Source organism: Stakelama flava (assembly GCF_019351405.1).
Taxonomy (GTDB): domain Bacteria; phylum Pseudomonadota; class Alphaproteobacteria; order Sphingomonadales; family Sphingomonadaceae; genus Sphingomonas; species Sphingomonas flava_A.
Genome location: NZ_JAHWZX010000007.1, coordinates 1 through 26,000 on the forward strand (window position 1 = coordinate 1; position 26,000 = coordinate 26,000).

The 26,000-nt window shown below is 60.8% G+C and carries 22 protein-coding genes; 10 read left to right on the forward strand and 12 right to left on the reverse strand.

Annotation, left to right across the window (positions count from 1 at the left end):
- Window positions 1-201 precede the first annotated feature (201 nt).
- The 5 genes from KY084_RS08745 to xseA form a co-directional block, all read right to left on the reverse strand.
- On the reverse strand, window positions 202-3,327 hold the full coding sequence (locus KY084_RS08745; protein WP_219238086.1) for a TonB-dependent receptor plug domain-containing protein: 3,126 nt from the start codon (window positions 3,325-3,327) through the stop codon (window positions 202-204).
- Window positions 3,328-3,812: 485 nt separating this feature from the next.
- On the reverse strand, window positions 3,813-7,028 hold the full coding sequence (locus tag KY084_RS08750) for a TonB-dependent receptor domain-containing protein (protein ID WP_219238087.1): 3,216 nt from the start codon (window positions 7,026-7,028) through the stop codon (window positions 3,813-3,815).
- A 280-nt stretch (window positions 7,029-7,308) separates the two neighbouring features.
- Window positions 7,309-8,256 (reverse strand): M23 family metallopeptidase, encoded by a 948-nt coding sequence (locus tag KY084_RS08755; protein WP_219238088.1) that lies wholly within the window; start codon window positions 8,254-8,256, stop codon window positions 7,309-7,311.
- On the reverse strand, window positions 8,253-8,453 hold the full coding sequence (locus tag KY084_RS08760; protein ID WP_219238089.1) for a DUF2093 domain-containing protein: 201 nt from the start codon (window positions 8,451-8,453) through the stop codon (window positions 8,253-8,255). The genes KY084_RS08755 and KY084_RS08760 overlap by 4 nt, the downstream gene beginning before the upstream one ends.
- A gap of 21 nt (window positions 8,454-8,474) precedes the next feature.
- The gene (xseA, locus tag KY084_RS08765) at window positions 8,475-9,854 is read right to left on the reverse strand and encodes an exodeoxyribonuclease VII large subunit (protein WP_219238090.1); all 1,380 of its coding nucleotides are present in this window, start codon (window positions 9,852-9,854) and stop codon (window positions 8,475-8,477) included.
- Between xseA and purD the strand changes: the two genes are divergently transcribed.
- From purD to KY084_RS08780, 3 genes are all read left to right on the forward strand, one after another.
- Window positions 9,853-11,118 carry a phosphoribosylamine--glycine ligase gene (gene purD, locus KY084_RS08770; protein WP_219238091.1) on the forward strand — a complete coding sequence of 422 codons (1,266 nt, stop codon included), beginning with the start codon at window positions 9,853-9,855 and terminating at the stop codon, window positions 11,116-11,118. The genes xseA and purD overlap by 2 nt on opposite strands.
- A 231-nt stretch (window positions 11,119-11,349) precedes the next feature.
- Window positions 11,350-11,964 carry a helix-hairpin-helix domain-containing protein gene (locus KY084_RS08775; RefSeq protein ID WP_246587010.1) on the forward strand — a complete coding sequence of 205 codons (615 nt, stop codon included), beginning with the start codon at window positions 11,350-11,352 and terminating at the stop codon, window positions 11,962-11,964.
- Window positions 11,965-11,970: 6 nt separating this feature from the next.
- Window positions 11,971-12,405 carry a GNAT family acetyltransferase gene (locus KY084_RS08780; protein WP_219238092.1) on the forward strand — a complete coding sequence of 145 codons (435 nt, stop codon included), beginning with the start codon at window positions 11,971-11,973 and terminating at the stop codon, window positions 12,403-12,405.
- 12 nt (window positions 12,406-12,417) lie between these two features.
- On the opposite strand, the gene KY084_RS08785 is transcribed toward KY084_RS08780, so the two are convergent.
- Window positions 12,418-13,728, reverse strand: coding sequence for a hemolysin family protein (locus KY084_RS08785; RefSeq protein ID WP_219238093.1), 1,311 nt, complete (start codon window positions 13,726-13,728; stop codon window positions 12,418-12,420).
- A gap of 164 nt (window positions 13,729-13,892) precedes the next feature.
- On the opposite strand from KY084_RS08785, the gene KY084_RS08790 reads away from it, so the two are divergent.
- On the forward strand, window positions 13,893-14,579 hold the full coding sequence (locus KY084_RS08790) for a YiaD family glycine zipper/OmpA-like lipoprotein (protein ID WP_219238094.1): 687 nt from the start codon (window positions 13,893-13,895) through the stop codon (window positions 14,577-14,579).
- A 41-nt stretch (window positions 14,580-14,620) separates the two neighbouring features.
- Here KY084_RS08790 and KY084_RS08795 read toward each other — a convergent pair whose 3' ends face one another.
- Together KY084_RS08795 and KY084_RS08800 are read right to left on the reverse strand one after the other, a co-directional pair.
- A complete protein-coding gene (locus tag KY084_RS08795) occupies window positions 14,621-15,070 on the reverse strand; it encodes a nucleoside deaminase (protein WP_246587011.1) in 450 nt (149 codons plus the stop codon).
- A 48-nt stretch (window positions 15,071-15,118) separates the two neighbouring features.
- Window positions 15,119-15,373, reverse strand: a complete 255-nt coding sequence (locus tag KY084_RS08800; protein ID WP_246587012.1) for a hypothetical protein — start codon at window positions 15,371-15,373, stop codon at window positions 15,119-15,121.
- A gap of 181 nt (window positions 15,374-15,554) precedes the next feature.
- On the opposite strand from KY084_RS08800, the gene rpmB reads away from it, so the two are divergent.
- A complete protein-coding gene (gene rpmB / locus KY084_RS08805) occupies window positions 15,555-15,854 on the forward strand; it encodes a 50S ribosomal protein L28 (RefSeq protein WP_219238095.1) in 300 nt (99 codons plus the stop codon).
- A 24-nt stretch (window positions 15,855-15,878) separates the two neighbouring features.
- Here rpmB and KY084_RS08810 read toward each other — a convergent pair whose 3' ends face one another.
- From KY084_RS08810 to KY084_RS08825, 4 genes are all read right to left on the reverse strand, one after another.
- On the reverse strand, window positions 15,879-16,859 hold the full coding sequence (locus KY084_RS08810; protein WP_219238096.1) for an esterase-like activity of phytase family protein: 981 nt from the start codon (window positions 16,857-16,859) through the stop codon (window positions 15,879-15,881).
- A 210-nt stretch (window positions 16,860-17,069) separates the two neighbouring features.
- Window positions 17,070-17,792: an acetoacetyl-CoA reductase gene (phbB, locus tag KY084_RS08815; protein WP_219238097.1), complete on the reverse strand. Its 723-nt coding sequence runs from the start codon at window positions 17,790-17,792 to the stop codon at window positions 17,070-17,072.
- 38 nt (window positions 17,793-17,830) lie between these two features.
- Window positions 17,831-18,835, reverse strand: a complete 1,005-nt coding sequence (gene hemH / locus KY084_RS08820; RefSeq protein ID WP_219238098.1) for a ferrochelatase — start codon at window positions 18,833-18,835, stop codon at window positions 17,831-17,833.
- Window positions 18,832-21,087, reverse strand: a complete 2,256-nt coding sequence (locus KY084_RS08825) for a xanthine dehydrogenase family protein molybdopterin-binding subunit (RefSeq protein ID WP_219238099.1) — start codon at window positions 21,085-21,087, stop codon at window positions 18,832-18,834. Before KY084_RS08825 ends, hemH begins: the two co-directional genes overlap by 4 nt.
- A 151-nt stretch (window positions 21,088-21,238) precedes the next feature.
- Between KY084_RS08825 and lgt the strand changes: the two genes are divergently transcribed.
- From lgt to KY084_RS08850, 5 genes are all read left to right on the forward strand, one after another.
- Window positions 21,239-22,132 carry a prolipoprotein diacylglyceryl transferase gene (gene lgt, locus KY084_RS08830; protein ID WP_425516727.1) on the forward strand — a complete coding sequence of 298 codons (894 nt, stop codon included), beginning with the start codon at window positions 21,239-21,241 and terminating at the stop codon, window positions 22,130-22,132.
- Window positions 22,133-22,206: 74 nt separating this feature from the next.
- Window positions 22,207-23,265 carry a class I SAM-dependent methyltransferase gene (locus KY084_RS08835; protein WP_219238101.1) on the forward strand — a complete coding sequence of 353 codons (1,059 nt, stop codon included), beginning with the start codon at window positions 22,207-22,209 and terminating at the stop codon, window positions 23,263-23,265.
- On the forward strand, window positions 23,265-23,771 hold the full coding sequence (locus KY084_RS08840; RefSeq protein WP_219238102.1) for a GNAT family N-acetyltransferase: 507 nt from the start codon (window positions 23,265-23,267) through the stop codon (window positions 23,769-23,771). Before KY084_RS08835 ends, KY084_RS08840 begins: the two co-directional genes overlap by 1 nt.
- 35 nt (window positions 23,772-23,806) lie before the next feature.
- Entirely contained in the window at window positions 23,807-24,532 is a 726-nt protein-coding gene (gene pgeF / locus KY084_RS08845) for a peptidoglycan editing factor PgeF (protein WP_219238237.1), read from the forward strand.
- 106 nt (window positions 24,533-24,638) lie between these two features.
- Complete coding sequence (locus KY084_RS08850; RefSeq protein WP_219238103.1) at window positions 24,639-25,949, forward strand: cystathionine gamma-synthase family protein; 1,311 nt, start codon at window positions 24,639-24,641, stop codon at window positions 25,947-25,949.
- Window positions 25,950-26,000 lie beyond the last annotated feature (51 nt).

The following is a 26,000-nucleotide window of genomic DNA, read 5'->3' on the forward strand; positions in this document are numbered from 1 at the left end:
CAGCTTCCTGCTCCTTCAAAACAGCAATGATCTGCTCCTCGCTGAACCTGCTCCGCTTCATCTCGTCCGTACTCCTTCTCGAGGGCCGGACTCTACCTATCAATGGAGGAAATCTAGGGGCTCAGACAAGAAGCGGCAGCTTCGTTGGACAAAAAAAGGGCGGCTCCCAAAGGAGCCGCCCTGTCTTTTGGTACCTCAGTCTTAGAAGTCGACCTTGGCGCCCACACGGAAATAGCGACCGATAAAGCCGGAAGAAGCCCATGCAGGATTGAACTGATACAGGCTGTAACCTGCACTCGGGTCAAACGGCGCATCGGCATTCAACGCATTCTTCATGTCTGCATAGATCGTGAAGCTGTCGTTGATTTCCTGGCTCACGTGCAGGTCAATGCTGATGAAGCTCCCGACTCGACACTTCACCGGTGTCACACCATCTTCATAGGTCACGACAGAAACGGTCAGGCTGTCGAGGCAGTCGCCCTTTACGCCACCGTAATCGATCGAAGCGAGATCGTAACCACCGGAGTAATTGCCAGTAATCGTAAACGATGTTCCACCATCAAACGCAAAAGTATTGACCCAATTGCCGCGCCATTCCGGCGCACCCGAGCACGATGTGACATCACAAGGGCTTAGCGTTCCCGCGTATTCATAGGCGGTACCTTCAAGGGTTTTACCGAGATGGATCAGATAAGACGCGTTAACCGAACTTGTCCATCGAACATTGCCGATATTAAAATGCGTCGTACCGGTGAAATCAATGCCAGACGCCTTTGAAGAATCTGCGTTCTGGTAGCTGTACTGAATCTCACCAATCAACGGCAAAGCGTCCGGATGTTCCGGATCAGCAATACCCTGCGTCACCGTAATGCCCGGAATATTCACAACACCGTTGTTCGAATAATATTGTTCCAAAACATCAGTGTAATTCGCACCGCTGATCTGATTCTTGATTTTAATGTTCCAATAATCAGCGGTGAATGTCACCCGAGGCGTCGGCGTAAGCACAACGCCCGCAGTGAAGGAGCGAGACTTTTCAGGATCAAGCCCAGGATTGCCTGTGGAGGTCAAGCCGTAGGAATAACTTCCGGTAGCGTAGGAGTTTCCGCCATGTGCGGCAACGAATGCCTTACCATAATCGGTATCGGTATTAATAGCAGTGTTTATGTAGCCGGTGGTCGGGAGGCCATAGGCTTCGTTGAAGCTCGGCACGCGGAAACCACGCGAATAGGTACCACGAATCTTGACTTCAGGTATTGGCTGGAACTGCGCTTCAAATTTCGGCGAGAAGTTGCTTTGACCAGACGAATATTTGTCATAGCGACCGGACGCCTTCAGATTGAGCGAGTCCAGTACAGGCGCGTTGACTTCGAAAAACGCCGATTTGACGTTGCGGCTGCCTTCCACGCCAACCGCATTGATCGAATAATAGCGATCATACGGATCTTCTTCGTTCGCGGGGTTGGCGCTTGGATTATGGATCGCTTCATAACGATAGGCACCGCCGATCGCGATCTGAAGCGGACCACCGGGAAGCGTGAAAAGTTCTTTCGACAGGACGCCATGCACTTCCTGCAGCACCGAATAGGAACTATTGTGGCTCGGCGGCGCGACGTAATCGAGCATTTGCTGCGAATTTGCGCTCAGATCAACGAAGTTGAACGAACCGTCATTGATCACGTCGAGCAGGTTACCGGCGTTGATAAAGCCATACTGATCGACATCAAGTTCAACGCGCGACGCCGTATAAGCCAGCGAGTAGCCCCAGGTATCTCCGAAGCTGCCGTCGATACCGGTCGAAACGCGATAGGTATTCGCGGTCGTTTCGGTACGGCGATTTTCCGGGAAGCGGGCGATGATGCGGGCTTCATTCCCGTCTGCAGCATAGGGATTGTTGGGGTTCAGCTGCCGGTCCGCTGCAGTGTCGCAATCGACGCCCGATGAACAGACATATACCGGGAGCAGCAGCGGGCTGAGCACCGCACGCGTTCCACCAGCGGCGGTCTGCCCTTCAAAAGACAGCGGCGTGCTGCTCTGATCGGTCTTCACCTGATAGAAGTTGAACATCACATAGGCTTGGGCCTGCGAACCGACATTGGCGGTGAAACGCGCATTGCCGCCGATACGTTGAATGTCCGGGCTATACGTTTGATAGTCATGCAGGAAATCCTGCTGGCAGACAGTGGCCGGATAGACCGTATTGCCATCTGCATTCTGACGCTGCGCTGCGGTCAGGTTAATCGCGGTGAGCGCACCGCAACCCGCTGCGGGATTGAGCATCTCATATGCGCCCGCGCCGACTACTTTGCCAGTTTCGGGGTCATATGCTTGCACGAAAGGAACCGCGGTCGAGACAACACCCCCATAGCTGCCATCGGCCTGAATACCGTTCGCGATGCCGTTATACATGCAGGTCGTCTGACCGGGCTGATAGCCGTTGCCACCCAGGCTTGAACCGCAGATCTTGCTGAGGTCGGCGGTATTGTACGGATACCCCCGATCGCGCATCATCACCTTGTCATTGTGCTGATATTCGCCGTTGATCCAGAAGTTCCAGCCATCCTTGTCAAGATCGCCTACGCCATAGGTGGCGTCGAGGCGCTGCTCACCCGCATCGCCCGATTCCGAAATGCCTGCCGAAGCATTGGCGTGGAGCCCGACGATTTCCTTCTTGATGATGACGTTGATGACGCCGGCGATGGCATCGGCGCCATAGGTTGACGAAGCGCCATCCTGCAGCACCTGAACGCGATCGACAATCGAATCCGGAATTGTGTTGATGTCTACGAAGTTACGCGAACCGTCATCCGCGAGCGGATAAGGCGCGCTGCGAAGACCATCGAACACGGTAAGCGTATAGGCGTCGTTCAGACCGCGCAGCGACGGCGCGCTCGCGCCCGTCGCAAATCCGAAAGCCGACCAGCTTGGCGGGGCCGTACCGGCATTGTTCGCCGAAAGCGTCTGGACCGCATCGGCAACCGTGGTGATACCGCGATTGTCGAGATCTTCCGCAGTGAGCGTAGTGACCGGAGAAGCCGTAGCGGCGCTGGGATTGCGGAACAGCGTACCGGTGACAACCAGATCTTCGCTCTCCGGAGCGGCGCCAGCATCGCTCTGCGGAACAGCGGAGGCGTCCTGCGCCGTCTGGCCGGTGTTCGTGCCAGCCGGCCCCGCCGTAGCGGCGTCATCGTCCGACTGTGAACTCTGCGTTGTTTGCGCAAAGGCAGGGCTGGCCACAGTCAGGATTGCGCCGGCTCCGAGCAACGCAAGCGCCTGAAGCGCCGTGCCGCCGCGCAACCTTTTGCGGTTGAGAATGTTATTGGTCATCACAGGATTGATCCCTCACTTTGATCCGCCAGGGTCCGCATTCGCGATTCCCCAACGGATATTTCCCTGGCCGAGCAACCCGCGAGTGCTGCGCGCGGAAAGTCGACATTGCGGCTTGATGAACGGACGCGGCCCCCATGTAAAGGACACGGAAGCGTAACATTTCGCTCTTTGGCCGCCGACTGTATCGAATTTGCCACAGCGACAGGTTGCGTGAAATTACGCGACGGGATCCCGCCAGACATTGGAGCGACATCCAGCACGTTAAAATTATTCTGAATTCTACAGCGCAGCCTGACCTTCTCGACCTATGAAGGCCATCGCAACGATCATCCTGACCTTTATCGTCGCGGTACCCTGCCGATTACTTGCGTCCTGGCTTCCTGTTTATGAAAAAGGAGGATGCCAGCGAAGACACCCTCCTTATTGGAGTTTCAGGCCGCTTTGAAGCGACCAATGCGCTTAACGCGGATCAAATCAGTGGTTTACAGCTTTAAACGAACGCCAGCATAGAATGACCGGCCTATATTGTCATAGATCGCGCTGTCGCTAGTTCCCGAAAGCCCATATGGCGGGTCCTTATCGAAAATATTGTCTACGCCGACATAAAAGCGGAACGCGTCCATTACATCAAATCCGACGCGAACATCGTGATAGGTCACATCCGGGTAATAAACCACGGGATATGCATCAGGATTGGTAGCCGGACGACCTTGCCACGAATGCTGAGTTTCGTAATCACCCACAGTTTGTCGACCCACGTACCGCATTGTGTAATTAATATCCAAGCGTCCAAAGTCGACATTACCGATAAACGTTGCGGAATATACCGGATCTCCAAGCTCACTGAGTTGACGATCTATATAGGTAGGATCGTCAACATCCGTGTAATTATCTTTCTTGATTACATACCCTAAAATACCATGAGCTGATATTTTTATGCCTGTATCAAAAGTATAATTATATAGAACGTCAAAATCAATTCCGGTCGTTTGTTGGCGCGCAAAGTTGAATCCGCCCTCTTGAAAAGAATTACCAGTCGGATTGAGCACATATGTCGTTCCGTTGATAACTCTATCTGACTGCCCTGCAAAAGTGCCGTCCGCATTTCTAAATACTGCTGCACAATATTGATTGTTTATTCCAGACGGAGAATCATAGCACTGATCTATAAGGGTTTGAGCATCAAGTGTGTAAATAACGTTGTCTAGGCGGATATTATAATAATCAACGCTGATACTTAAACCAGGGATAAAATGAGGCTGATACACACCACCAATAGTAAAGCTATATCCCGTTTCAGCTTCAAGATTAGGGTTTCCGCTTGAAATACCTACAATACTGGATCCAGGCACGTTGGTAAAAGGAAGAGTATCGCCTGAAGCAGGGTCAACTACTGTGGTCGGAACGCCATCAGCTGCACAGTTTGCCACTCGATTGGGGTTGTTATTAATGTTTTCCTGACCGCACGGGTCCGTAATCAACGCGTAATCCTGAGCAGCGGCGGAATAAAGATCAGCCAGAGATGGTGCTCGCACAGACTTTGCATATCCCATGCGGAATCTGAGATCGCGTATAGGCGACCATGTGCCACCAAGATTCCACGCAAAAACTGTCCCGGTTTTGCCAACATTATAATCAGACACCCGTCCCGCCGCGTTCAATGTAAGCTCTTGAACGAACGGAATGTCAGCAAGCAATGGTACTGAAAGCTCTCCGAAAGCTTCTTTGACCTCGAGCGATGGTGGATCGAAATCGTCGAATGCATTCAGGAAAGTTACGCCGCTTTTTGTCAGATCATCATATGCCGAAAAGGCGGTTTCACGTCTATACTCCCCACCAATAGAAAACGATATAGGTCCTCCCGGCAATTCAAAAATCTGCGAACTATCGCCGGAAACATATGCGGTGACATCAAATAGCGTAGCTTTTTCCCTACGCTCGGAGTCTACAGTGAAATAATCCAGAGCAGCCTGCTGCGTACGCGCCACGCCTTCACCAAACAGATTGATTGGCACACAAGCGGGGTCGTCATTTGACGGATCGCTATCCGCATTTATTCCGCATACTATTTGCCCAGCATCATTACGGACAGCATCTATCGAGTTATAATATTTGTCCAGGTAGACGTTTCCGGCTGTCTGGTAATACGTTTTTGTATGACCATAACTTACTGCAACTGAATACTGCCAGTCGTCGTTGAACTTTCCTTCGATACCACCAACGAGATTGTAGGTCTTTCTATCATGCCGTTCTCCACGGCCACCGAAATCAGTATTGAAACGAAAAGCCCCGAAATTGAAATCCTCGTCTGGTCCGGCACCATATATACTGCGAAGTAGCGCCTCGTTTTCGCTAGTAAGGAATGGATTGTTAATATTGAAAGTGTTGTAAAAAAACGTCGGCTGTCCGGATTGAACAGATTTTATGTCGACATAAGTTCCTTGGAAAAAGAAATGGGCAGCTTCAGAAGCTTTATAATTTAAGTTCAGACTAGCGTTAGCACGTTCATATGATGGCACGAGCTGGCTGGTCTCATTCAACGTCGAACCAAGCCCGCCAATCGAGTTCGAAGATCCATACGGTCGAAGATCAGTGGTTATTGGATTGGGGATTAACGCGCCCGTCGAATCAAAAACGTACGTTCGGCCCAATTCGCCCGCGCCAGTGGCAGGATTGCCGGTTTGAGAAAACAGACCTGTGCAATTTTGCGCGCGAACGGACTGGATCAAATCATAATCGGGGTCGGTTGCATCCACCGCGACGGGGCAGCTGGATGTTATCAATCCACCATTGGAAATATTATTATTACGTACGCCGGTCAGAAACGACCGATCTGGGATACCGTCGCCCTCGGACGACTCTCCAAGTGTACTCTGGGTGCTATTGAACTGATTGCGTCCAGAGTATCCACCATATTGGGAATCACGATCGGTAAAATACAAAGCTTCAGCTTTGGCATAGCCAGCACCGACAGTAATGTTCAGGCGATCATCGAGAAGATTGGTTCCTGTTAAGACATTGATCGAATAGGTCCCACGGTCTCCTCGCGAGGATACGCCACCCTGCGCATTTGCAGAAACGCCCTCATAGTCGTCTTTCAAAATAAAATTGACAACGCCTGCAACGGCATCCGAACCATAAACCGCCGAACTTCCGCCCGTAATGATGTCCACACGTTCCACCAATTCGGGGGGTATCGTGTTCGTATCCACACTTTCTTCACCGGGTACTGAAGTAACCACGCGGCGGCCGTTTACCAGTGTCAGCGTTCTAGTCGTTCCGATGCCACGAAGATCCAATAAATTAAGACCGGAAGTACCGATAAACTGAGTTGAATTGGATTGGCTATACGTTGAGCGAAGCGAAGGCAGCTGGTTCAGAGTGTCTCCCAGCGTAACGTCGTTTCCCTGCAGAGCCTGAACATCCACCGACGTTATCGGAACTTGTGATACAACGTTGGGATTTGAGATACGTGTGCCAGTAACAACGATGAAACTATCTTCATCAAGTTCCGGCAGCTGCTCTTGGGAATTATCATCCGACTGGCCATCTTGAGCCGTGGAATCAACGGCATTCTGAGCAGCAGCAGGGCTTGCAAAGCCTGCAATAGCGCTGAATCCGGCTCCGAACAGCGCTAGTGCATGCAGCGCAGAGCCACCGCGCAACCGCTTGCGCATAATGTTGGTGCTGTACGTCATTATAAACTCCCTGTTGCCTTCACCGCTCGCGCCCCGTGCGATGCGCGGTGAAGCCTGCACTCCGACATTGTTCCGTATTTTGGACCGCTTCCACACGGCATCAAATAAAGAACCTATCGGCAAACCAAGAGGGTAGTAGGGAACATTCGTGTCAAAAAGATATGTTAACCCAAACACTTATCTTTTAGACAATCTGTCACAAAAATATCACACTTGGAACGCAGCAGCTTCCAAAGAAAAATGACGGAAATCTGCGGGAAACATAGCCCCGCACAGGCTGCTACCTTTTCGGCATCGGGCCTGCGATCAGCATCGGGTCGATGCGCGCGTCTCGCCATTTCAGGCCCCAGTGCAAGTGCGGGCCGGTGGCGCGGCCTGTCGAACCGCTTTCGGCGATCTTCTGCCCGCGCTTTACATGGTCGCCTTCGTGAACGTCGATTTTCGACAAATGGATGAAGACGCTGTTCAGCCCCATGCCATGGTCGAGAAACACCAGCTTGCCTTCCAGCGTGAACGGATCGCTTTGCGCCAGCGTAACCACGCCGTCGGCGGGGGCGAGCACCGGCGTGCCGGTCGGCACCGCGATATCGACGCCAGAATGATAGGCGCCGGGTTCGCCCTGATAAAAACGCTGCGATCCGAACACGCCGGAGATGCGGCCGGTGGCTGGCCACATGAAATCCTGCCGCCAGCCCTGCGATCCGGTGTCGATCGCGCGTGCGGCATGAATCTGGTCCAGTTCCTTCGGTCGGCGGCGCTGGAATTCGGCGCTCGGCTGGGACACCTTGGGCAAATGATTCAGTCGCTGGATGCGCCAGGCGCGTTTGGCGACCGGTAGCGTCTTGCTGACCTTGCTTCCATCGGAAAGCGTGGCGACAAGAAGCGCCTGTTCGCCATGATCGCGGTCAAAGGCGATAAGGAACCTGCCGTCATCGGCCACCGGAATGGTCTTGCCGTCAAAGGTCAGCGAACGGGTTCCCGACGGAATCTTGCCGCGCACCATGCCGCCCTGAATGAACTTTCCGTCATAGTGAAATTCGCGGTCTGCCGGGACGATCGGCGCGCGGATCGCCACGGGCGGTGGCGGCGGGACCGGCGTGGCGGCGGCCTGCGGTGTCGCCGGCGCTTCCCCGGCGCGATTCACCGGGGGCGGGACCGCCGCACAACCGGCAAGCATCACCACCGTCACCGCGCCCGCCGCCAGACGCCCTGCCCCCTTCACCGTCATTGCGCGAGATGCGCCTCGGTGGACAGTTCCGCGCTGGCATAGGGCTCCTGCGCGGCCACGCTCCAATAGCGCAGTTCGTCGAGCGGGATCGCCGCGCCGCTTTTCGCGCAAATAACGTGGTCGCCAGGCGAAAGCACCCGGAAGCTGTTGGCCATGTAATGAAGTTTCGCCGCGCGCGGCAGATGGGACATCAACATCGTTTCTCACACATACGTAATTTACAGCAGCTTGGGCTGATCTGTTTTGGGGGCGTTGTAGGGCTTCGCGCCCGCACGCTCAACCTTGGCCTCGACATCGCCATCGGCGAATTTCAGAGTCAGCGCGCCCGCCGCGCGCGCCTCCACCGCGCTGGTCACTACCTCCCCGGTGATGCGCGATGCGATGCGGACATAGCCGCGTTTGAGCAGATTGTCGGGGTTTACCGTATCGAGCATCCGGCTGGCCGCGTTCAGCCGCTCACTGGCCGTTGCGTGCCGCTGCACCAACATCGCCGGACGAAGCGCACCGCCCGCCTGATCCAGCCGGCGGCGCGCGACGGTCAGGCGGCGTTCGAGCCCCAATCCCAGCCGCTGGGCAAGCTCGTCGGTGCGCTGGCGCTGCGGCGCGAGCAGCGCATCGCGCTTCGGCAGCACGCGGACCAGCGAATCGAGCCGCTCGCGCCCGCGCTCCTGATAGCGGCGGGCGCAGCGTTCGGCGCGCATTGCCATCGTCGCGATGGTGTGGCGCAGATCCGCGACCACCGGCACCGCCAGTTCGGCCGCCGCCGTCGGGGTAGGCGCGCGAAGATCGGCGGCATGATCGGCCAGGCTGGTATCGGTTTCGTGCCCCACGGCACAGATTACGGGAATCGAACAGGCGGCGATCGCGCGCACCACCGCCTCTTCGTTAAAGGCCCAAAGATCCTCGATCGATCCGCCGCCGCGCGCGACGATCAGCAGGTCGGGGCGCGGCACCGGCCCGTTGGGGTCCAACGCGGAAAAACCGCGCACCGCCCGCGCCACGTCCTGCGCGGCGCCCTCCCCCTGCACCTTGACCGGCCAGACAACGACATGGCTGGGGCAGCGATCCTCCAGCCGGTGAAGAATGTCCCGAATCACAGCGCCGGTGGGGGAAGTCACGACGCCGATGGTGCGCGGCAGGAAGGGCAGCCGCTTCTTGCGCTCGCTGTCGAACAGCCCTTCCGCGCCGAGTTGCGCCTTCAGCTTTTCAAACAGCGCCATCAACGCGCCCTCGCCCGCCAGTTCGAGCGATTCGATCACGATCTGATATTTAGATCGGCCCGGATAGGTGGTCAGCTTGCCCGTCGCCACGACCTCCAGCCCATCCTGCGCGGCAAAGGCGACGCGTGCCGCCGTGCCGCGCCACATCACGCCGTCGATCACCGCCTTGTCGTCTTTCAGCGCAAGATAGCAATGACCCGACGCCGCGCGCTTGAACCCCGATATTTCACCGCGCAGGCGCACATTGCCGAACTCGCCCTCCACCATGCGTTTGAGGCGTCCGGATAATTCGCTGACCGTGACCGCCATTGCATTGTCGCCGGGCATGTCCTCGGCTACCAGTCGTGACGATGGTGAATCGAATGGAAAATCGGGCATGAACGTCCTGCTGATCGGATCGGGTGGGCGCGAACATGCGCTCGCGTGGAAACTGGCGCAATCGCCTGCACTGACGAAGCTTTATGCCGCGCCGGGCAATCCCGGCATCGCACATCATGCCGAATGCGTCGATATCCAGGCGAACGACCATCGCGGACTGATCGATTTCTGCCTGCGCAATTCGATCGAGTTCGTCGTGGTGGGTCCGGAAGCGCCGCTGGTCGGCGGGCTTGCCGACAATCTGCGCACCATGGGCATCCCGGTATTCGGGCCCGGGCGCGATGCCGCGCAGCTTGAAGGATCGAAGGGCTTTACCAAGGACCTGTGCCGTCGCGAAAAAATTCCCACCGCCGGCTATGTTCGGGTCGAATCGATCGACGGTGCGCGCGCCGCGCTGGCCGATTTCGGGCTGCCCGTGGTGATAAAGGCGGACGGCCTTGCCGCGGGCAAGGGCGTTACGATCGCCTATTCGCCCGAAGAGGGGGAAGAGGCCGTCGCCGCCCTGTTCGACCGCAAGCGCGGGCAGGCAGTGATCGAGGAATTCCTTACCGGCGAGGAAGCGAGCCTGTTCGTCCTCACCGATGGCACGACGATCCTGCCGTTCGGATCGGCGCAGGATCACAAGCGGGTCGGCGATGGCGATACCGGCCCCAATACCGGCGGAATGGGTGCCTACAGCCCCGCGCCGGTGCTGAGCGCCGCGCTGGAAAAGCAGGCGATCGAAGAGATTATTCGCCCCACCATCGACGCACTGGCACGGGTCGGCTCACCCTATTCCGGCGTGCTGTATGCCGGACTGATGCTTACCGCGACGGGGCCAAAGCTGATCGAATATAATGTCCGGTTCGGCGATCCCGAATGCCAGACGCTGATGATGCGGCTGGAGGACGATCTGCTCGACCTGATGCTGGCGACGGCGAAGGGTGAACTGGCTGACCGCGACGTTCCCGCTTTCTCATCCGACACCGCGCTGACGGTGGTGATGGCGGCAAAGGGCTATCCAGCCACCCCTGAAACCGGCGGCGCGATCGGCGGCATTGCCGAGGCGGAGGCCAGCGGCGCGCGCGTGTTCCAGGCGGGCACGACACAGGAAGGAAGCGACCTGGTTGCCAGCGGCGGGCGCGTGCTGAACGTCACCGCGCTTGGCGCTACGGTCGCCGAGGCGAAGGCCGGAACCTATCGCGCGATCGAAAGCATCGATTTCCCCACCGGCTTTTACCGCACCGATATCGGCTGGCGAGAGGTTGAGCGCGAAACCGTGTGACCGGAGCCCGGTCGTTAAAGGTCCGACCTATCGTGCTGTGCCGGGTGCCCGACAAAAAGGCGAAACGAAATCATTCAATAATGCGGGCGGACGAAGCACGCCCGACGGCCGATCCATTCAACGGGTGGACGCTACGGATCATCGCGTTATGCATGGACTGAAATCCAGTTGCGGGGGCACGATGATCGACGACGAATTGCACAGCATGCCACCGCGTGAGGAAATGCCCCGATGACCGACTTCACCGTCATGCACCTGATCCTGATTGTGATCTTTGCAATCCTGGCGATTCTCGCTTTGTGGTGGGGTGCTCGGCTGAAACGCGAACGGAAAGACGGCGTCGATGCGCTGGAACAGGACGATCGGCTGCAACGCGTCGATTCGGATAAAGCTGTGCCTGCGCCGGGAAAACCGTCTGCTACGCAACCGGATATGCCGCCGACTGCGCCCGCCCCCCCGCCCGTCGCAGGGGGCGAAACGATTGCGACACCGCAACCCGTGCCATCCGCGGTGCCGCCCGTCCCCGCCGAACCGGCGGTCGAGCCGGTTGCAGCAGCACCCGCCCCTCCCGCACCGCCGGTCGCGCCCCTGGCCCCTGCCCCGGCAGGCGATACGCTGACCACGCTCAAAGGGGTGGGACCAAAGGTCGCCGCGAAACTGAACGAGCTGGGCATCACCAGTTTCGCCGAACTGGCGGCGCTTTCGCCCGAACAGGCGGCCGCCATTGATGCGGAAATGGGCAATTTCAAGGGCCGGATGGCCCGCGACCGCTGGCAGGAACAGGCAGCATTGCTCGCCGCAGGCGACCGTGCCGGCTATGAAGCGAAGTTCGGCAAGCTGGGGTGAACGAGTTTGACGACGCCGCAACCGGCAGTCCGTCCCGCTCAGGAAAGCGACGTCGGGGCGGTTGCGGCGCTATGGCGCGCCTGTGCGCTCACCACCGATTATAACGACCCGCAGGCCGATTTCGCCTTTGCGCTGAACGGCCCCTCCTCGACCGTGCTGGTGGCGGAAACGTGCGAGGGCGGGATTGTCGGCAGCATCATGGCCGGACATGACGGGCATCGCGGCTGGCTATATTACGTTGCCGTAGCGCCGATGTACCGGTCGCAGGGATTGGGACGCACGCTGGTAGCGGCTGGCGAGGACTGGCTGCGCGAACATGGCGTTGCGAAGGTCCAGTTGATGGTCCGGCCCGCAAATCGCGGCGTCACCGATTTCTATGCAATGCTCGGCTATGAGGACATGCCGCGCATATTGATGGGTAAGATGCTCAAGTCGAACTGAGCGGCGCGGCGATCATTCCGATTCGACCGCGCTCACCAACAGCTTGTCGATCTTGCGCCCGTCCAGATCGACGATCTCGAAGCGCCAGCCCTGTTCATTGAACGCTTCTCCTTCATCGGGAAGATGTTTCAGCACCGCGAGCGCCAGTCCCGCGACGGTGGCATAATCGCGATCCTCATCCAGATCGATCCCGATCCGGTCCGCAAGCGAATCGACCGGCATCTGCCCCGACACCAGCAGCGATCCGTCCTCGCGCTCGATCACGTTGGGCGCTTCGCCGATATCGACATCGCTCGCAAATTCGCCCGCGATCGCGGCCAGCAGGTCTGCTGGCGTCACGATCCCTTCGAAATGGCCATATTCGTCGTGCACAAAGCCCATCGGCACTTCGGCGGCGCGCAGCGCGTTGAGCGCATCCATCGCATCGACCTGATCGGGCAGCACCGGCGCCTGCCGCATGATCGCGCGCAGGTCGAGCGCTTCGCCCCGGAACAGCGCCGAAACGATATCGCGTGCCTGCACCACGCCGATCACCGCATCGACCGATCCTTCCGCCACCGGCAGGCGGGTATGCGGCGTGGCGAGCAGCGCGGCGCGAATCTCGGATGCATCAAGATCGACATCGATCCAGTCGACATCGGTGCGCGGGGTCATAACCTCGCGCACCGGACGATCGGCAAGGCGCACGACGCCCGATATGATCGATCGTTCATGCTCTTCGATCACGCCCGATTTGGTCGCTTCGCTGACGATGAGCTGAAGCTCCTCGGCCGTCACCTGATTGTCCGATTCGCGGCGCATGCCCATCAGGCGGAAGAGCAGCGCGCTGGTCGAATCGAGCACCCATACGATCGGCGCGCCGATCCGCGCGAGCCACAGCATCGGCACCGCGACAAGGATCGCGATCGGTTCGGGTGAGCGCAGCGCGAATTGCTTCGGCACCAGTTCGCCGATGATGAGCGAGACATAGGTGGTCAGCCCGATGACAAGCGCGAAGCCCAGTGTTTGTGCGGTATCCGCCGCCACGCCCAGCGCTTGGAGCCGTTCGGCGGTCGGCGTACCCAGGCTGGCCCCCGAATAGGCACCAGCAAGAATGCCGATAAGCGTAATACCGATCTGGACCGTGGAAAGGAATTTCCCCGGCGATTCGGCCAGTTGTCGCGCGGTGTCGGCGCCGCGCTTTCCCGCGCGCGCCATCGCATCGAGCCGAGCGCGGCGCGCCGAGACGATCGCAAGCTCCGACATCGCGAAAATGCCGTTGAGCGCGATCAGCGCGAGGATGATCACCACGTCGATCCAGGGGAAGGGAGAAGGCGCGTCCATTGGCGTGTCGTCATCAGACCATAGCGCCAACTTGGCACGCGACACAACAGCTACGCTCGCCCAGCCCCGCATTGCGACAGCCAAGGTTCAGGTCGCATGCGGAACAAGCCCCGCAAGGGCGGCGTTTTTGCTGTCACGGTTTTTGAAAAAGGGAGGCCTGTTTCATGCGCATTGTTTCCAAATTGCTCCTTACCGGCGCGATCGCTTCGTTGGCTGCCACCAGCGCATGCGTCACCGACCCCGTTACGGGTCAGCAGCATATTTCCAAGGCGGCGATCGGCGGCGTCGGCGGCGCGCTGGGCGGGTATCTGCTCGGCGATCTGGTCGGCGGCCATAACGACCGTACCGAAAAGATCGTCGGCGCCGGCATCGGCGGCATCGCGGGCACCGCCATCGGCGCGTATATGGACAAGCAGGAAAAGGAACTGCGTCAGCGCACCGCCGGAACCGATGTGCAAGTGGTTCGCGAAGGCGACGACCTGCTGTTGCGTATGCCCTCGGGCATCACCTTCGCCACCGACAGCGCGAATGTTCAGCCGCAGTTCCGTTCTACGCTGGACCAGGTTGCGAGCACGCTTTCCCAATATGACCAGACATATGTGGACGTGTACGGCCACACCGATTCGACCGGCAGCGATTCCTATAATCAGGCGCTTTCCGAACGCCGCGCGCAATCGGTCGCCGACTATCTGAGCAGCCATGGCGTGCAGGCGGCGCGCATCGGCACCCGCGGCTATGGCGAGACCCAACCGATCGCGTCGAACGATACCGAGGAAGGCCGCGCCGCGAACCGCCGGGTGGAAATCAAGCTGGTCCCGGTCACCCAACAGGATGTGCAACAGGGATATTGACCGCATGGCGGGCGCGGGAGGTTATGTCCTTGCGCGCCCGCTTACCGGCGACGGGCGAAAAATTCGCGCAGCAGCGCGGCGGCTTCGCCCTCGCCGATTGCCGGAAAAATTTCCGGCCGGTGGTGGCAGGTGGGCTGTTCGAAGAAACGTGGCCCGTGCTCCACTGCACCGCCCTTCGGATCGGCCGCCCCGTAATAAAGCCTGCGAAGCCGGGCGTGCGCAATCGCCCCCGCGCACATGGCGCACGGTTCGAGCGTTACCCATAAATCGCAATCGATCAGCCGGTCGCAGCCGATGAACGCCGCTGCCTGCCGAATCGCCACGATTTCGGCATGCGCGGTCGGATCGGCATCCGCACGCGAGCGGTTCCCCCCGGTGGCGATGATCGCGCCGTCGCGCACGATCACTGCCCCGACCGGCACCTCTCCCCGCTTTGCGGCCTGCCGCGCGGCATCGAGCGCGGCACGCATCGGGAACGGCAAGGGAAACATATAAAGGGGCTATGACGCGATCATGATCGTCGCGCCAGCCCCGACATCTTACTGCTGATTGGCCTGCTGGTTGCTGCCTTCGGCTTTCTGAACCTGAAGCGTCGGTACTTCGACAGTCTTTTCCTTCGTTCCCAGCCGGACATTGCCGACATCGGCCTTGAACTCCGGTGCCTTGCCGCCTTCGACATTCACCCGTGGCAGCGAACCGCCTTCAGTCTGCTGAAGCGAAATCATGCCGAACGCCATCATGGCGACAAGCACCAGAACGGCAAGGCCGAGAATAACCAGTATCGCGCGAATCATATCGCAATCTCCCTGAAACTTGTCGCACCACGATCAAATCGGTATCGTAATAACGCGGAATGCGGGCCAATCGTTGCGCCTCCCGATCTTCGTGGCGGTTGACGAAGCGGCGCATTACGGTTATCCGCCCCAACTTTCCGGGCTTAGTCCCGATCATGGCCGAAATTCAGGATTAAAAGCGATGTCGCGCATTTGCGAACTGACCGGCAAGGGCCGTCAGGTGGGTCACAATGTTTCCCACGCCAACAACAAGACCAAGCGGGTCTTTCTGCCGAATCTGCAGAATGTCACGCTGATGTCGGAAGTGCTTGAAAAGAGCGTAAAGCTGCGCGTGTCGACGCATGGTCTTCGCTCGGTCGAGCATGTCGGCGGGCTGGACAACTGGCTGATGAAGACCAGCGATGATTCGCTGTCGCTGCGTGCGCGCCGCCTGAAGCGCGACGTGCGCAAGGCGCTGGCGGGCAAGCAGGCGGCGGCCTGAAATCGTCGCGCTTCGCCGCGCCTGTCAGCGGGGCGGCATTTGAAGCGCGAATTTCAGCAAATAGGTCTTTTCGAAAAGGGACTGGTTGTCGTCGGACGCGATCCAGACGACGATCCGTCCCTTTTCGTGCGTCACGGCAAGCGCTTCGAAATTGTCGTGCAAGGCGGGCTTGGCCAGCGTGGCGATCACGCTGCCCGAAACCATCCTTCCCGGTTGCACGCGATCAAGGTCAATCAGCGTTAACTTCGCGCTGAAGCCGCCGTGCAGCGATAACCGCCGGTTGAGCACCAGCAACCGCCCATCGGGAAGCTGCGCCATGTCACTGGGATCATAGCCCGCTGGCGGACGATAGGCGAAGCGAAAGCCGCGACCAGGCGATTCAACCGGATCGCCGCTGAAGCAGATCGCAGCGCGTCCCTTTGCCTTCGGCCAATGCCCGGTTTCCGAAATGGTGATGAACCTGCCGTCGGAAAGGCGGACCAGCGATTCAGGCCCACCACCCATTGGCCAGTGCTTCATCGCATCGGGCCGGACATGCCCGGTCGCCTTGCCGCCAAGCGAATTATAGCGCCAGATCGCATTCGAATTTTCAAAGCCCACCCATAACGGTCCGGCACCGGGACCTGCGGCAAGCGATTCGGAATCGCGATCGCGCTTTTGCCAGCCGGTCCCCGGCCCGCCGGGCAAACTGCCGCTGGTCAGGTCGCTGACACGCGCACCGGAAAGGCGAAAGGCTATCCAGTTGCCGGTATCGCTGAGCATCGTGAAGCGCCCGTCGCGCAGGCGCATCGACGAATAGCCGCCAAATGCCGGGTCCGGACTTTCCAGCACCACCCCGCCCAGATAGCGCAGCGCACCGATCGTGCGGCGCTCGGGCGAACCGGGGAACAGCGCGACCGGGCGGGCCGATACGCGCATATCGGGTTCGTATCGGGATGGACCCGGCATCCCCGAATAGCCGGGAAGCAACAGAAGGAGCAGCAGGACCGCGAAAAAAATGCGCATCGCAGCGGCTCTAGGCAGTCGCGACGCTGACCGGAAGGGGGAAGATGGCTGAACCGCCGATTACTTCATCGTTCAGTCGCCGCTCAACCAACGCGTGTCAGATAACAGGTCCGATGCCGGCAGGCCGAGCCGCATCGGACATTCCCTCGGGTAGCGTATCGAGGGCGGGGACCGGCCTTCCCTTCGCGGGAGCCGGTCCCCATATTTCGATCAGTACATATGCTGGCCGCCGTTGATCGACAGAGTCGATCCGGTGACGAAGCCGGCATCCTCCGAACACAGAAACGATACGCCACGCGCGATTTCTTCCGCCTGGCCCAGTCGGCCAACGGGTACACGCGCCACGATTTTTTCAAGCACGTCGGCGGGCACCGCGGCAACCATGTCGGTGTCGATATAGCCCGGCGCGATCGCGTTAACGGTGATGCCATAGCGCGCGCCTTCCTGCGCCAGCGCCTTGGTAAAGCCGTGAATGCCCGATTTCGCGGCGGCATAGTTCACCTGGCCATATTGCCCCGCCTGACCGTTGATCGAGCCGATATTGACGATCCGGCCCCATTTGCGTTCGCGCATCCCCGCGAAAACCGCCTTGGACATATTGAAACAACCGCCCAGATTGATGCGGATCACCTCATTCCACATTTCGGCGGTCAGCTTCATGATCGTGCCGTCGCGCGTGATCCCGGCATTGTTGACCACGATGTCGACAGGGCCAAGGTCCTGCTCGACCTGCTTCACCCCTTCAATACAGGCGTCATAATCACCGACATCCCATTTGAAGGTGCTGATATGGGTGCGTTCATGGAAAAGCCGGGCCGCCTCGTCATTGCCAGCATAATTCGCCGCAACCTTGTATCCCATCTTGTCCAGGGCGAGGCTGATGGCCTCACCGATCCCGCGCGTTCCGCCGGTTACGATCGCTACGCGTGCCATTCAGTATCTCTCCACAGTTTACCGAGTTTCTACCAAGGCTAGGCAGCGTCGACCCAGCCTGCAAGTTCGCGATGCAAAATCGTGCGAAGCATTGCCAGCCCCACCGCACTTGCATTGAGACAAGGCAGCGCGGCGAAATCGGTTCCGCCGCTTTCCAAAAAGGTTTCGCGCCCGCGAATCGCGATTTCCTCAAGCGTTTCGACACAGTCGGCGGAAAAGCCCGGCGTCACCACCGCGACCTTGCCGATCCCCTTTCCGGGCAGTTCCGCGAGCACTGTGTCGGTTGCCGGTTCCAGCCATTTGGCGCGACCAAATCGCGACTGGAACGCGACCATGACATCGCGGCCCAGCGCATCGGCCAGCAGGCGAGCGGTCTTGCGGCAATGGCAATGATAGGGATCGCCCAGTTCCAGCGTGCGCTCAGGCATGCCGTGAAAACTGGCGAGAATCGTGTCGGGTTCGAAATTGAGCGCCGCGATTCCTTCCTCCACCGACGTTTTCAGCGCGCCGATGTAAGCCGGATCGTCATAATAAGGCGGCAGTGTGCGCATGGCGGGCTGCCAGCGCATCCCCTCCAGCGCCGCAAAGGCGGCGTCATTGGCGGTCGCCGTCGTCGCAGCGCAATATTGCGGGTAAAGCGGCGCGATCAAAATACGCTCGCACCCGGCCGCCTTCATCGCGTTCAGGCGGTCGGCAATCCCCGGATTGCCATAGCGCATCGCCCAATCGACCAGCACGCCCTTGCCGAACGCATCCCGCAGTCCTTCGGCCTGACGCTTTGTAATCGCGGCAAGTGGCGATCCGTCATCGCCCCAGACCTGACGATAGGCTTCGGCCGACTTGGCGGGGCGGGTACGAAGGATGATGCCGCGAAGGATCGGCTGCCATGCTATTGGAGGAATTTCGACCACACGCCGGTCGGACAGGAATTCGGCGAGATAGCGCCGCACCGCACCGGCCTCCGGCGCGTCGGGCGTTCCCAAATTGATCAGCAGAACGCCGATCCGGGGCGACGGGATGGCGGGATGGTTGTCGGGTTTCATTCGCTGTCCTGCATCCGGCTGAGCAGCGGCAGGCGGCGATAGCGCACGCCCGTCGCCGCCTGCAACGCATTGGCGATAGCCGGAGCGACCGGCGGCACCGCGATTTCGCCGACCCCGCCGGGATCGGCGTCGCTGGCGATCAGTTCGATGGTGATTTCCGGCATATCGGCAAGGCGCGGCAGATCAAGATCGCGAAATCCCCGCGCATCGGCCAGATTCTCGGTGAAGCCGGTGCTGCACCCGATCGCCGCGGCCATGCCGAAGACAAGCCCGCCCTCGACCTGTTGACGCACCAGATCGGGATTGATCTGCCGCCCGCAATCCACTGCGGCGACCAGCCGCGCGACCTTCACCTTGCCCGCCGAAAGCCCGGCCTCCGCCAGTACGGCGATGTAGGAATCGCGAAAGGCGTGGCAGGCGATCCCCTGCCCGCTTCCCGGCACGCCGCCCTGCCAGCCGCCCAGCGATGCGACAGTGGAAAGGCACCGCGCGAGCCGTGGCTGTCCGCCCAGCATCGATATGCGAAAGCTGTGCGCTTCAATCCCCGCCACATGGGCAAGTTCGTCGATGAACGATTCAGTGAAGAAACAGCTATAGCTGTGTGCGCCCGATCGCCATTCGCCCACCGGCACGCCGATTTCCGCCGGGTGGTGATCGACCGCATAATTGGGAATGGCATAGATAGGCTGCGCGCCTTGCACCGCCTGTGGATCGCCCACCCCCTTGCCGGGCAGCGAGAGCGACAGCGAAGCGGCGGGATCGCCGCCAAGCAATCGGCGGGTCAGTTCGTGCCCGACCGATGGTGCCGCGATCTTGGTTAGCCATCCCGCGATCTCTCCGTTTTTCGCCAGCCTTGCACTCAATCGCGCGCGCGCCGCCGGGCGATAGCGATCGTGAAGGCAATCCTCCGAACGCGACCAGGTAAGCTGGATCGGCTTGCCGACCTCTTTCGCGAGCAATGCCGCCTGCTGCGCGGCAAGCGTTTCCAGCTTCGCGCCGAACGATCCGCCCGCCAGCATGGTGTGAACGGTGACGCTGTCCTCCGCCAGTCCCGCCACCTCGGCCGCCGCCGCTCGCGCCAGCCCCGGCGCCTGGGTGGGCAGCCACAGGCTCAGCCGTCCGCCCTCCAGATGCGCGGTCGCGGTCATCGGCTCGATCGCGGCGTGGAGCGCCAGCCCCACCTCATATTGCGCGGCGACGATGTCCGCGCCGGAAAATATCTGCGCCAGATCGCCCGCTTTCGCGATCCGCTGCCCTTCCCCGTCGAGCGCGGTGCCCAGCGCGGCGTCGATCGAATCGCTGTCGACAATCGCGCCGCGCGTTTCGAATCGCGGCGCGATCGCATCGAGTGCGCGATTGGCCGCCCACCAGTTGTTCGCGACCGCCGCGACCCAGCGCGGGTTGGTCACGACGTGGCGAACACCAGCGATGGCATCGGCCGCTTCGCGATTTGCCGCGATCAGCCGGGTGTCGCCGACCGGTCCCTGGCGGATCGCGGCGAACATCATGCCGGGAAGGCGGATATCCCCTGCGAAATTGGCCGACCCGTCGACTTTTGCGGGCGTGTCGAGGCGCGGCACGCTGGTCCCCGAAAGCCGCTCGCTTCCCGCCTGGCGCAGCGCGACGTCGCTCGGCAAGTCTTCGTTAGCCGCGGCTTCCGCCAGTTCGGCGAAGCGCAGGCGATCCTCGCCATGCACGACGAACCCGTCGGCGGTTCCGCATGAGCGCCAGTCGACGCCCCAACGCCGCGCCGCCGCCTTGCACAACAGCGCGCGAACCCCCGCCCCGGCACGGCGCAGTTCGCCCTCAAACGCACGCACCGATGTCGATCCGGCGGTCAGCATAAGCGCGGTGCGTTCGGCATGCGATTGCTGCAGCCCCTGCGGCAGGTCGCCCAACGCATCGCGAAACAATATCCCCGCCGCCATGGCGTTCGCGTACAGGGCGTTGAGTGGAGCGGGTTGCACCGCCACGGTGCGCCAGTCGGCGCCCATTTCGTCCGCCGCGATCTGCGGCAGCGCGGTATAGACGCCCTGCCCCAGTTCGGCCTGCGGCACCGCGATGGTCACCTCGCCATTATCGGCGATCTTTATCCACGCGCCGAAAACGGTTTCGCCCTTCGCGGCGGTCAGGTTGGACGAATATTGGCGCGGCCATACGGCATAGGCGACGACGAGACCGATCCCCGCGCCGCCGCCGATCAGCAGCGTTCGCCGGTCGATTCCGCCCTGTCGCTTTTCCCCGTCCGCCATGCCACCCGCTCTATCGCCCCCGACGGCGCAAGACTAGATCGCATCGTCGCCTGCGCCGATCTATCGACGCGCGATGCGGGAAACGGCTTGGGTTCCGGCGGCGATCGCTCTATTGACCGGGCGACCCTGCCTTGCGGAGCTTTGGAACGCCGTGATCCTTTCGGAAGTCGCCGCGAGCGGCCAGTATCTTCATTTCACCTCGCTGCACCTCGACCGGAATGTGTTCGACGTGACGCTGTTCGGCCATCAATTCGGGCTGAAATGGTATTCGCTCGCCTATATCGCGGGCATCCTGATCGGCTGGTGGTATCTGCTGAAGCTGCTGGCCCAGCCGGCCGCGCCGATGGCGCGACGCCATGCCGACGACATGGTTTTCTATGCCACGATCGGCATCATCCTGGGCGGTCGAATCGGCTATATTCTGTTCTATGCGCCCGAAATGCTGGGCGATCCGTTGAAGGTGCTTGCGCTTTGGGACGGCGGCATGTCGTTCCATGGCGGCGCGCTGGGCGTCAGCCTCGCCATCTTCTACCTCGCCCGGCGCAACGGGCTCGACTGGCTGAGAATTCACGATTACGTCGCCTGCTGCGCGCCCTTCGGCCTGTTCTTCGGACGACTGGCCAATTTCGTGAACGGCGAGTTGTGGGGACGTCCCACCGACGTTCCTTGGGCGATCGTGTTTCCGCACACCGTCGCGGGCGGGTTCGATCCGCCACGCCATCCCAGCCAGTTGTACGAGGCGGGGCTGGAGGGCATCGTGCTCGGCCTCGTCCTTTGGTTCTTCTTCTGGCGAACGCGCGCGCGCTATCAGCCGGGCAAGCTGGTCGGCATCTTCCTGCTGGGCTACGGCCTGTGCCGCTATTTCGTCGAATTCTTTCGCGAGGCGGATATCCAGTATCTCCATAACCCCATTCTGGGCACGCCGGGGCTGCATATGGGGCAGTTGCTGACCTTCCCGATGATCCTTGGGGGGCTCTACCTGATCGCGACGGCGAAAAAGCGTGAAGGACACCGCGAACCGTTCGTGGATCAGCCCGCCACCTGAGGGCCGGGCGTCGGGAACAGGAGAGACGCGACGCAGGTCGCAAGGCCGTGTGAAAGTCGCTAAGGGCACTGATCATGACCGAATCCAGCGCCGACGAACCGATGCTCGCCGAACGGCTGGCCCGCGCGATCACGCTTGCCGGGCCGATCCCGGTGGCGCAGTTCATGGGGGCGGCGAACAGCCATTATTACGCCACGCGCGATCCGCTGGGCAGCGAGGGCGACTTCACCACCGCCCCCGAAATCAGCCAGATGTTCGGCGAACTGATCGGGCTTGCGCTGACCGATCTATGGCATCGCGCCGGTCAGCCCGATGCCCGCTATCTGGAATATGGTCCGGGACGCGGCACGCTCGCGGCCGACGCGCTCCGCGCGATGAAGACAGTGAGCCTCGCCCCGCCGGTCCATTTCATCGAAACCAGCCCCGTGTTGCGCGAAGCGCAGGCAAAGGCGGTCCCCGACGCCGAATGGAATGTCGACCTGGTCGGCGTACCCGATGACGGTGCGCTGCTGGTCGTCGCGAACGAATTTTTCGACGCGCTGCCCGTTCGCCAGTTGATCCGGACCGATAAAGGCTGGCGCGAACGGCTGGTCGCGTGTCAGGACACCTTGTTCCTGCCGATCGCTGGCGGCAGCAATTTCGACCAGATCATCCCGCAGCACCTGCGCGAAGCCGAAAGCGGATCGATCCTCGAAACCTCGCCCGCCTGCGTCGCCGTGATGCGCGCGCTCGCAAAGCGGCTGGTGCAGCAGGGCGGCGCCGCGATCATCATCGATTACGGCTATGAAGGCCCCGCGATCGGCGACACGCTTCAGGCGGTGAAGGGGCATGGCTATGCCAACCCATTCGATGCGCCGGGCGATCAGGACCTGACCGCGCATGTCGATTTCGCGACACTGGCAGAGGCCGCGCGCGCAGAGGACGCTGTCGTTCACGGCCCCGTGACCCAGGCCGACCTGCTGCTTGCGCTCGGCATCGAACCGCGTGCCGAGGCGCTGGCCGCGGCAGCGCCCGACCGGGCGGAGATGATACGCGCCGACCGCGACCGGCTGGTCGGGCCGCAGGCGATGGGGCATTTGTTCAAGGCGATCTGCGTCACCGCGCCCGGCTGGCCCGTACCGGCGGGTTTTTGATGATCGATTATCGCGACGCGGTGCTCGACGACGGTGCCGAGCTTTCGCAGCTTGCCGCGCGCAGCTTCACCGAAGCGTTTGGCACGCTGTACCCTGCATCCGATCTCCACGCCTTTCTGAACGAGACCTTTGGACGCGGATTGCCCTCACACTTGCGCGATCCCGCTTATCGCGTCCGCCTTGCGGTCGAGGACGGCAAAATTGTCGGTTTCGCCAAAATCGGCCCGGTACTGTTTCCCGGCGACTGGGGCGAAGATACGATCGAACTGCACCAGCTTTACGTACTGGGCGGCTGGCAGGGCAGCGGCGTCGGCGGCGAATTGATGGACTGGGCGATCGAGTGCGCGCGTGAAGCGGGAAAGAACCGCATGGTGCTCAGCGTCTATGTCGACAATATCCGCGCGCAACGCTTTTACACCCGCTACGGGTTCGAGGAGGTCGGCGCGTACGAATTCCGCGTGGGCGAAACGATCGATGACGACCGCATCTGGAGCCGCGCGCTGTGAACAATGATGTCGAAGTGATCCGCGCCGGTGCGCTGATGGGCGTCGCGCACGGCTTTCTGGGCCGGCGCGGCGGCGTTTCCACCGGCATCCATGCCGGGCTGAACGTCGGCAGGGGATCGCGCGACAATGAAGCGGCGGTGGCTGAAAATCGTCGGATCGCGACCGAAGCGGTATTGCCCGGCGCGAAGCTGATGACGCTCTATCAGATTCATTCGGCTGATGCGGTAACCCTGCGCACCGATGCCGATCCCGCCTTTCGTCCCGAAGCCGATGCGCTGGTCACCGACCGTCCGGGGCTGGCGCTGGGCATCCTGACCGCCGACTGCGCGCCGGTCCTGCTCGCCGACCGCGAAGCCGGGGTCGTCGCCGCCGCACATGCCGGGTGGAAGGGTGCGCTTGGGGGGGTCACCGATTCGACCCTATTCGCGATGGAAGCGCTGGGCGCGCAGCGAAAGCGGATCTGTGCCGCGATCGGCCCGTGCATCGCGCGCGCCAGCTACGAGGTGGATCAGCGCTTCGTCGATCGCTTCGTACGCGATGACGCCGCAAACGAACGCTTCTTCACCGCCGGGCGGCCGGATCATGCGCAATTCGACCTGGAAGGTTATGTCGCCGCGCGGCTGGCCGCATCGGGCGTGGGCCGGGTGGAGGCATTGGGGCTGGATACCTATGCCGATGCGGACCGTTTCTTCTCCTACAGGCGCGCCACCCATGCGCGCGAGCCGGATTACGGGCGGCAGATCGCGATAATCGGCCGATAGCGCGGCATCGCTGCGCTGGCGGCAACCGGTTACAATCGTTACTACCTCTCCGCACTGGCCCGCATAACGATGGGCGCCATCCGCAACGCAAGGAGAGCCTTAGCCTATGACGAACGAAACCGAAGCCGACATGACGGGCATCACGCCGCGCCGCCGGCCCAAGCCCGATATCGAGGAAATCGGCGGCCGCAAGCTGAAGCCGTCCACGCTGATGATGGGGCACGGCTTCGACCCCGCCTTGTCCGAAGGGTCGCTGAAACAGCCGATCTTCGCGACCTCCACCTTCGTGTTTCCCAATGCGGCGGCGGGCAAGCGCCATTTCGAGGGCATTACCGGCAAGCGTGAAGGCGGGGCCGAAGGTCTGGTCTATTCGCGCTTCAACGGCCCGAATCAGGAAATTCTGGAGGATCGGCTGGGCGTGTGGGAAGACGCGGAAGAAGCGCTGGCCTTCTCCTCGGGCATGTCGGCGATCGCGACGCTGTTCCTCGCCTTTTGCAATCCGGGCGACACGATCATTCATTCCGGGCCGCTCTATGCAGCGACCGAAACGCTCATCGCTCGTATCCTCGGCAAATTCGGGGTGAAATTCCTCGACTTCCCCGCCGATGCCAGCCCCGACGAGATCGAGGCGGTGATGCGCAAGGCCGGGAACAGCCGCGTCGCGATGATCTATCTCGAAAGTCCGGCGAACCCCACCAACGCGCTGGTCGATGTCGAGGCGGTGGCGCGGCTGCGCGATACCGTGTTCGGCACGGGTGATGACAAGCCGCCGATTGCGATCGACAACACCTTTCTCGGCCCGCTGTGGCAAAAACCGTTGCAGCATGGCGCGGACATGGTGGTCTACAGCCTGACCAAATATGCCGGTGGGCATTCGGACCTTGTCGCGGGCGGCGTGCTCGGCACGCGCAAGCATATGGATATCGTGCGCGCCATGCGGAACACCATCGGCACGATCTGCGATCCCAACACCGCCTGGATGCTGTGCCGCAGCCTGGAGACACTTGAACTGCGCATGAGCCGCGCGGGCGAAAACGCCGCGAAGGTGTGCGAATTCCTGAAGGACCACCCCAAGGTGGAGAAGGTCGGCTATCTCGGCTTCCTGAAGGACGATGCGCAATATGACATCTACAGGCGGCATTGTTCGGGCGCGGGATCGACCTTCTCGCTATACCTGAAGGGCGGGGAGCGCGAAGCGTTCGCGTTCCTCGATGCGCTGAAGATCGCGAAACTGGCGGTCAGTCTGGGCGGGACCGAAACGCTCGCCTCCGCCCCTGCCGCGATGACGCATATCTCGGTGCCCGACGAGCGCAAAAAGGCACTTCGCATCACCGACAATCTGGTGCGCATTTCGATCGGGGTGGAGGATGCCGACGACCTGATCGCCGATTTCGACGCCGCACTCGACGCGGTCTGAAGGAAAGCGGGGGCGCGGACGATCATCGACCGCGCCCCCCGCGTTGCTGCC

What these genes read in the sequence shown, in the direction of transcription:
- KY084_RS08745 (WP_219238086.1), bottom strand. Translation starts at nt 3,327, where the DNA reads ATGACCAATAACATTCTCAACCGCAAAAGGTTGCGCGGCGGCACGGCG.
- KY084_RS08750 (WP_219238087.1), bottom strand. Translation starts at nt 7,028, where the DNA reads ATGACGTACAGCACCAACATTATGCGCAAGCGGTTGCGCGGTGGCTCT.
- KY084_RS08755 (WP_219238088.1), bottom strand. Translation starts at nt 8,256, where the DNA reads ATGACGGTGAAGGGGGCAGGGCGTCTGGCGGCGGGCGCGGTGACGGTG.
- KY084_RS08760 (WP_219238089.1), bottom strand. Translation starts at nt 8,453, where the DNA reads ATGTTGATGTCCCATCTGCCGCGCGCGGCGAAACTTCATTACATGGCC.
- purD (WP_219238091.1), top strand. Translation starts at nt 9,853, where the DNA reads ATGAACGTCCTGCTGATCGGATCGGGTGGGCGCGAACATGCGCTCGCG.
- xseA (WP_219238090.1), bottom strand. Translation starts at nt 9,854, where the DNA reads ATGCCCGATTTTCCATTCGATTCACCATCGTCACGACTGGTAGCCGAG.
- KY084_RS08775 (WP_246587010.1), top strand. Translation starts at nt 11,350, where the DNA reads ATGACCGACTTCACCGTCATGCACCTGATCCTGATTGTGATCTTTGCA.
- KY084_RS08785 (WP_219238093.1), bottom strand. Translation starts at nt 13,728, where the DNA reads ATGGACGCGCCTTCTCCCTTCCCCTGGATCGACGTGGTGATCATCCTC.
- KY084_RS08790 (WP_219238094.1), top strand. Translation starts at nt 13,893, where the DNA reads ATGCGCATTGTTTCCAAATTGCTCCTTACCGGCGCGATCGCTTCGTTG.
- KY084_RS08795 (WP_246587011.1), bottom strand. Translation starts at nt 15,070, where the DNA reads ATGTTTCCCTTGCCGTTCCCGATGCGTGCCGCGCTCGATGCCGCGCGG.
- KY084_RS08800 (WP_246587012.1), bottom strand. Translation starts at nt 15,373, where the DNA reads ATGATTCGCGCGATACTGGTTATTCTCGGCCTTGCCGTTCTGGTGCTT.
- rpmB (WP_219238095.1), top strand. Translation starts at nt 15,555, where the DNA reads ATGTCGCGCATTTGCGAACTGACCGGCAAGGGCCGTCAGGTGGGTCAC.
- KY084_RS08810 (WP_219238096.1), bottom strand. Translation starts at nt 16,859, where the DNA reads ATGCGCATTTTTTTCGCGGTCCTGCTGCTCCTTCTGTTGCTTCCCGGC.
- phbB (WP_219238097.1), bottom strand. Translation starts at nt 17,792, where the DNA reads ATGGCACGCGTAGCGATCGTAACCGGCGGAACGCGCGGGATCGGTGAG.
- hemH (WP_219238098.1), bottom strand. Translation starts at nt 18,835, where the DNA reads ATGAAACCCGACAACCATCCCGCCATCCCGTCGCCCCGGATCGGCGTT.
- KY084_RS08825 (WP_219238099.1), bottom strand. Translation starts at nt 21,087, where the DNA reads ATGGCGGACGGGGAAAAGCGACAGGGCGGAATCGACCGGCGAACGCTG.
- KY084_RS08835 (WP_219238101.1), top strand. Translation starts at nt 22,207, where the DNA reads ATGACCGAATCCAGCGCCGACGAACCGATGCTCGCCGAACGGCTGGCC.
- KY084_RS08840 (WP_219238102.1), top strand. Translation starts at nt 23,265, where the DNA reads ATGATCGATTATCGCGACGCGGTGCTCGACGACGGTGCCGAGCTTTCG.
- pgeF (WP_219238237.1), top strand. Translation starts at nt 23,807, where the DNA reads ATGGGCGTCGCGCACGGCTTTCTGGGCCGGCGCGGCGGCGTTTCCACC.
- KY084_RS08850 (WP_219238103.1), top strand. Translation starts at nt 24,639, where the DNA reads ATGACGAACGAAACCGAAGCCGACATGACGGGCATCACGCCGCGCCGC.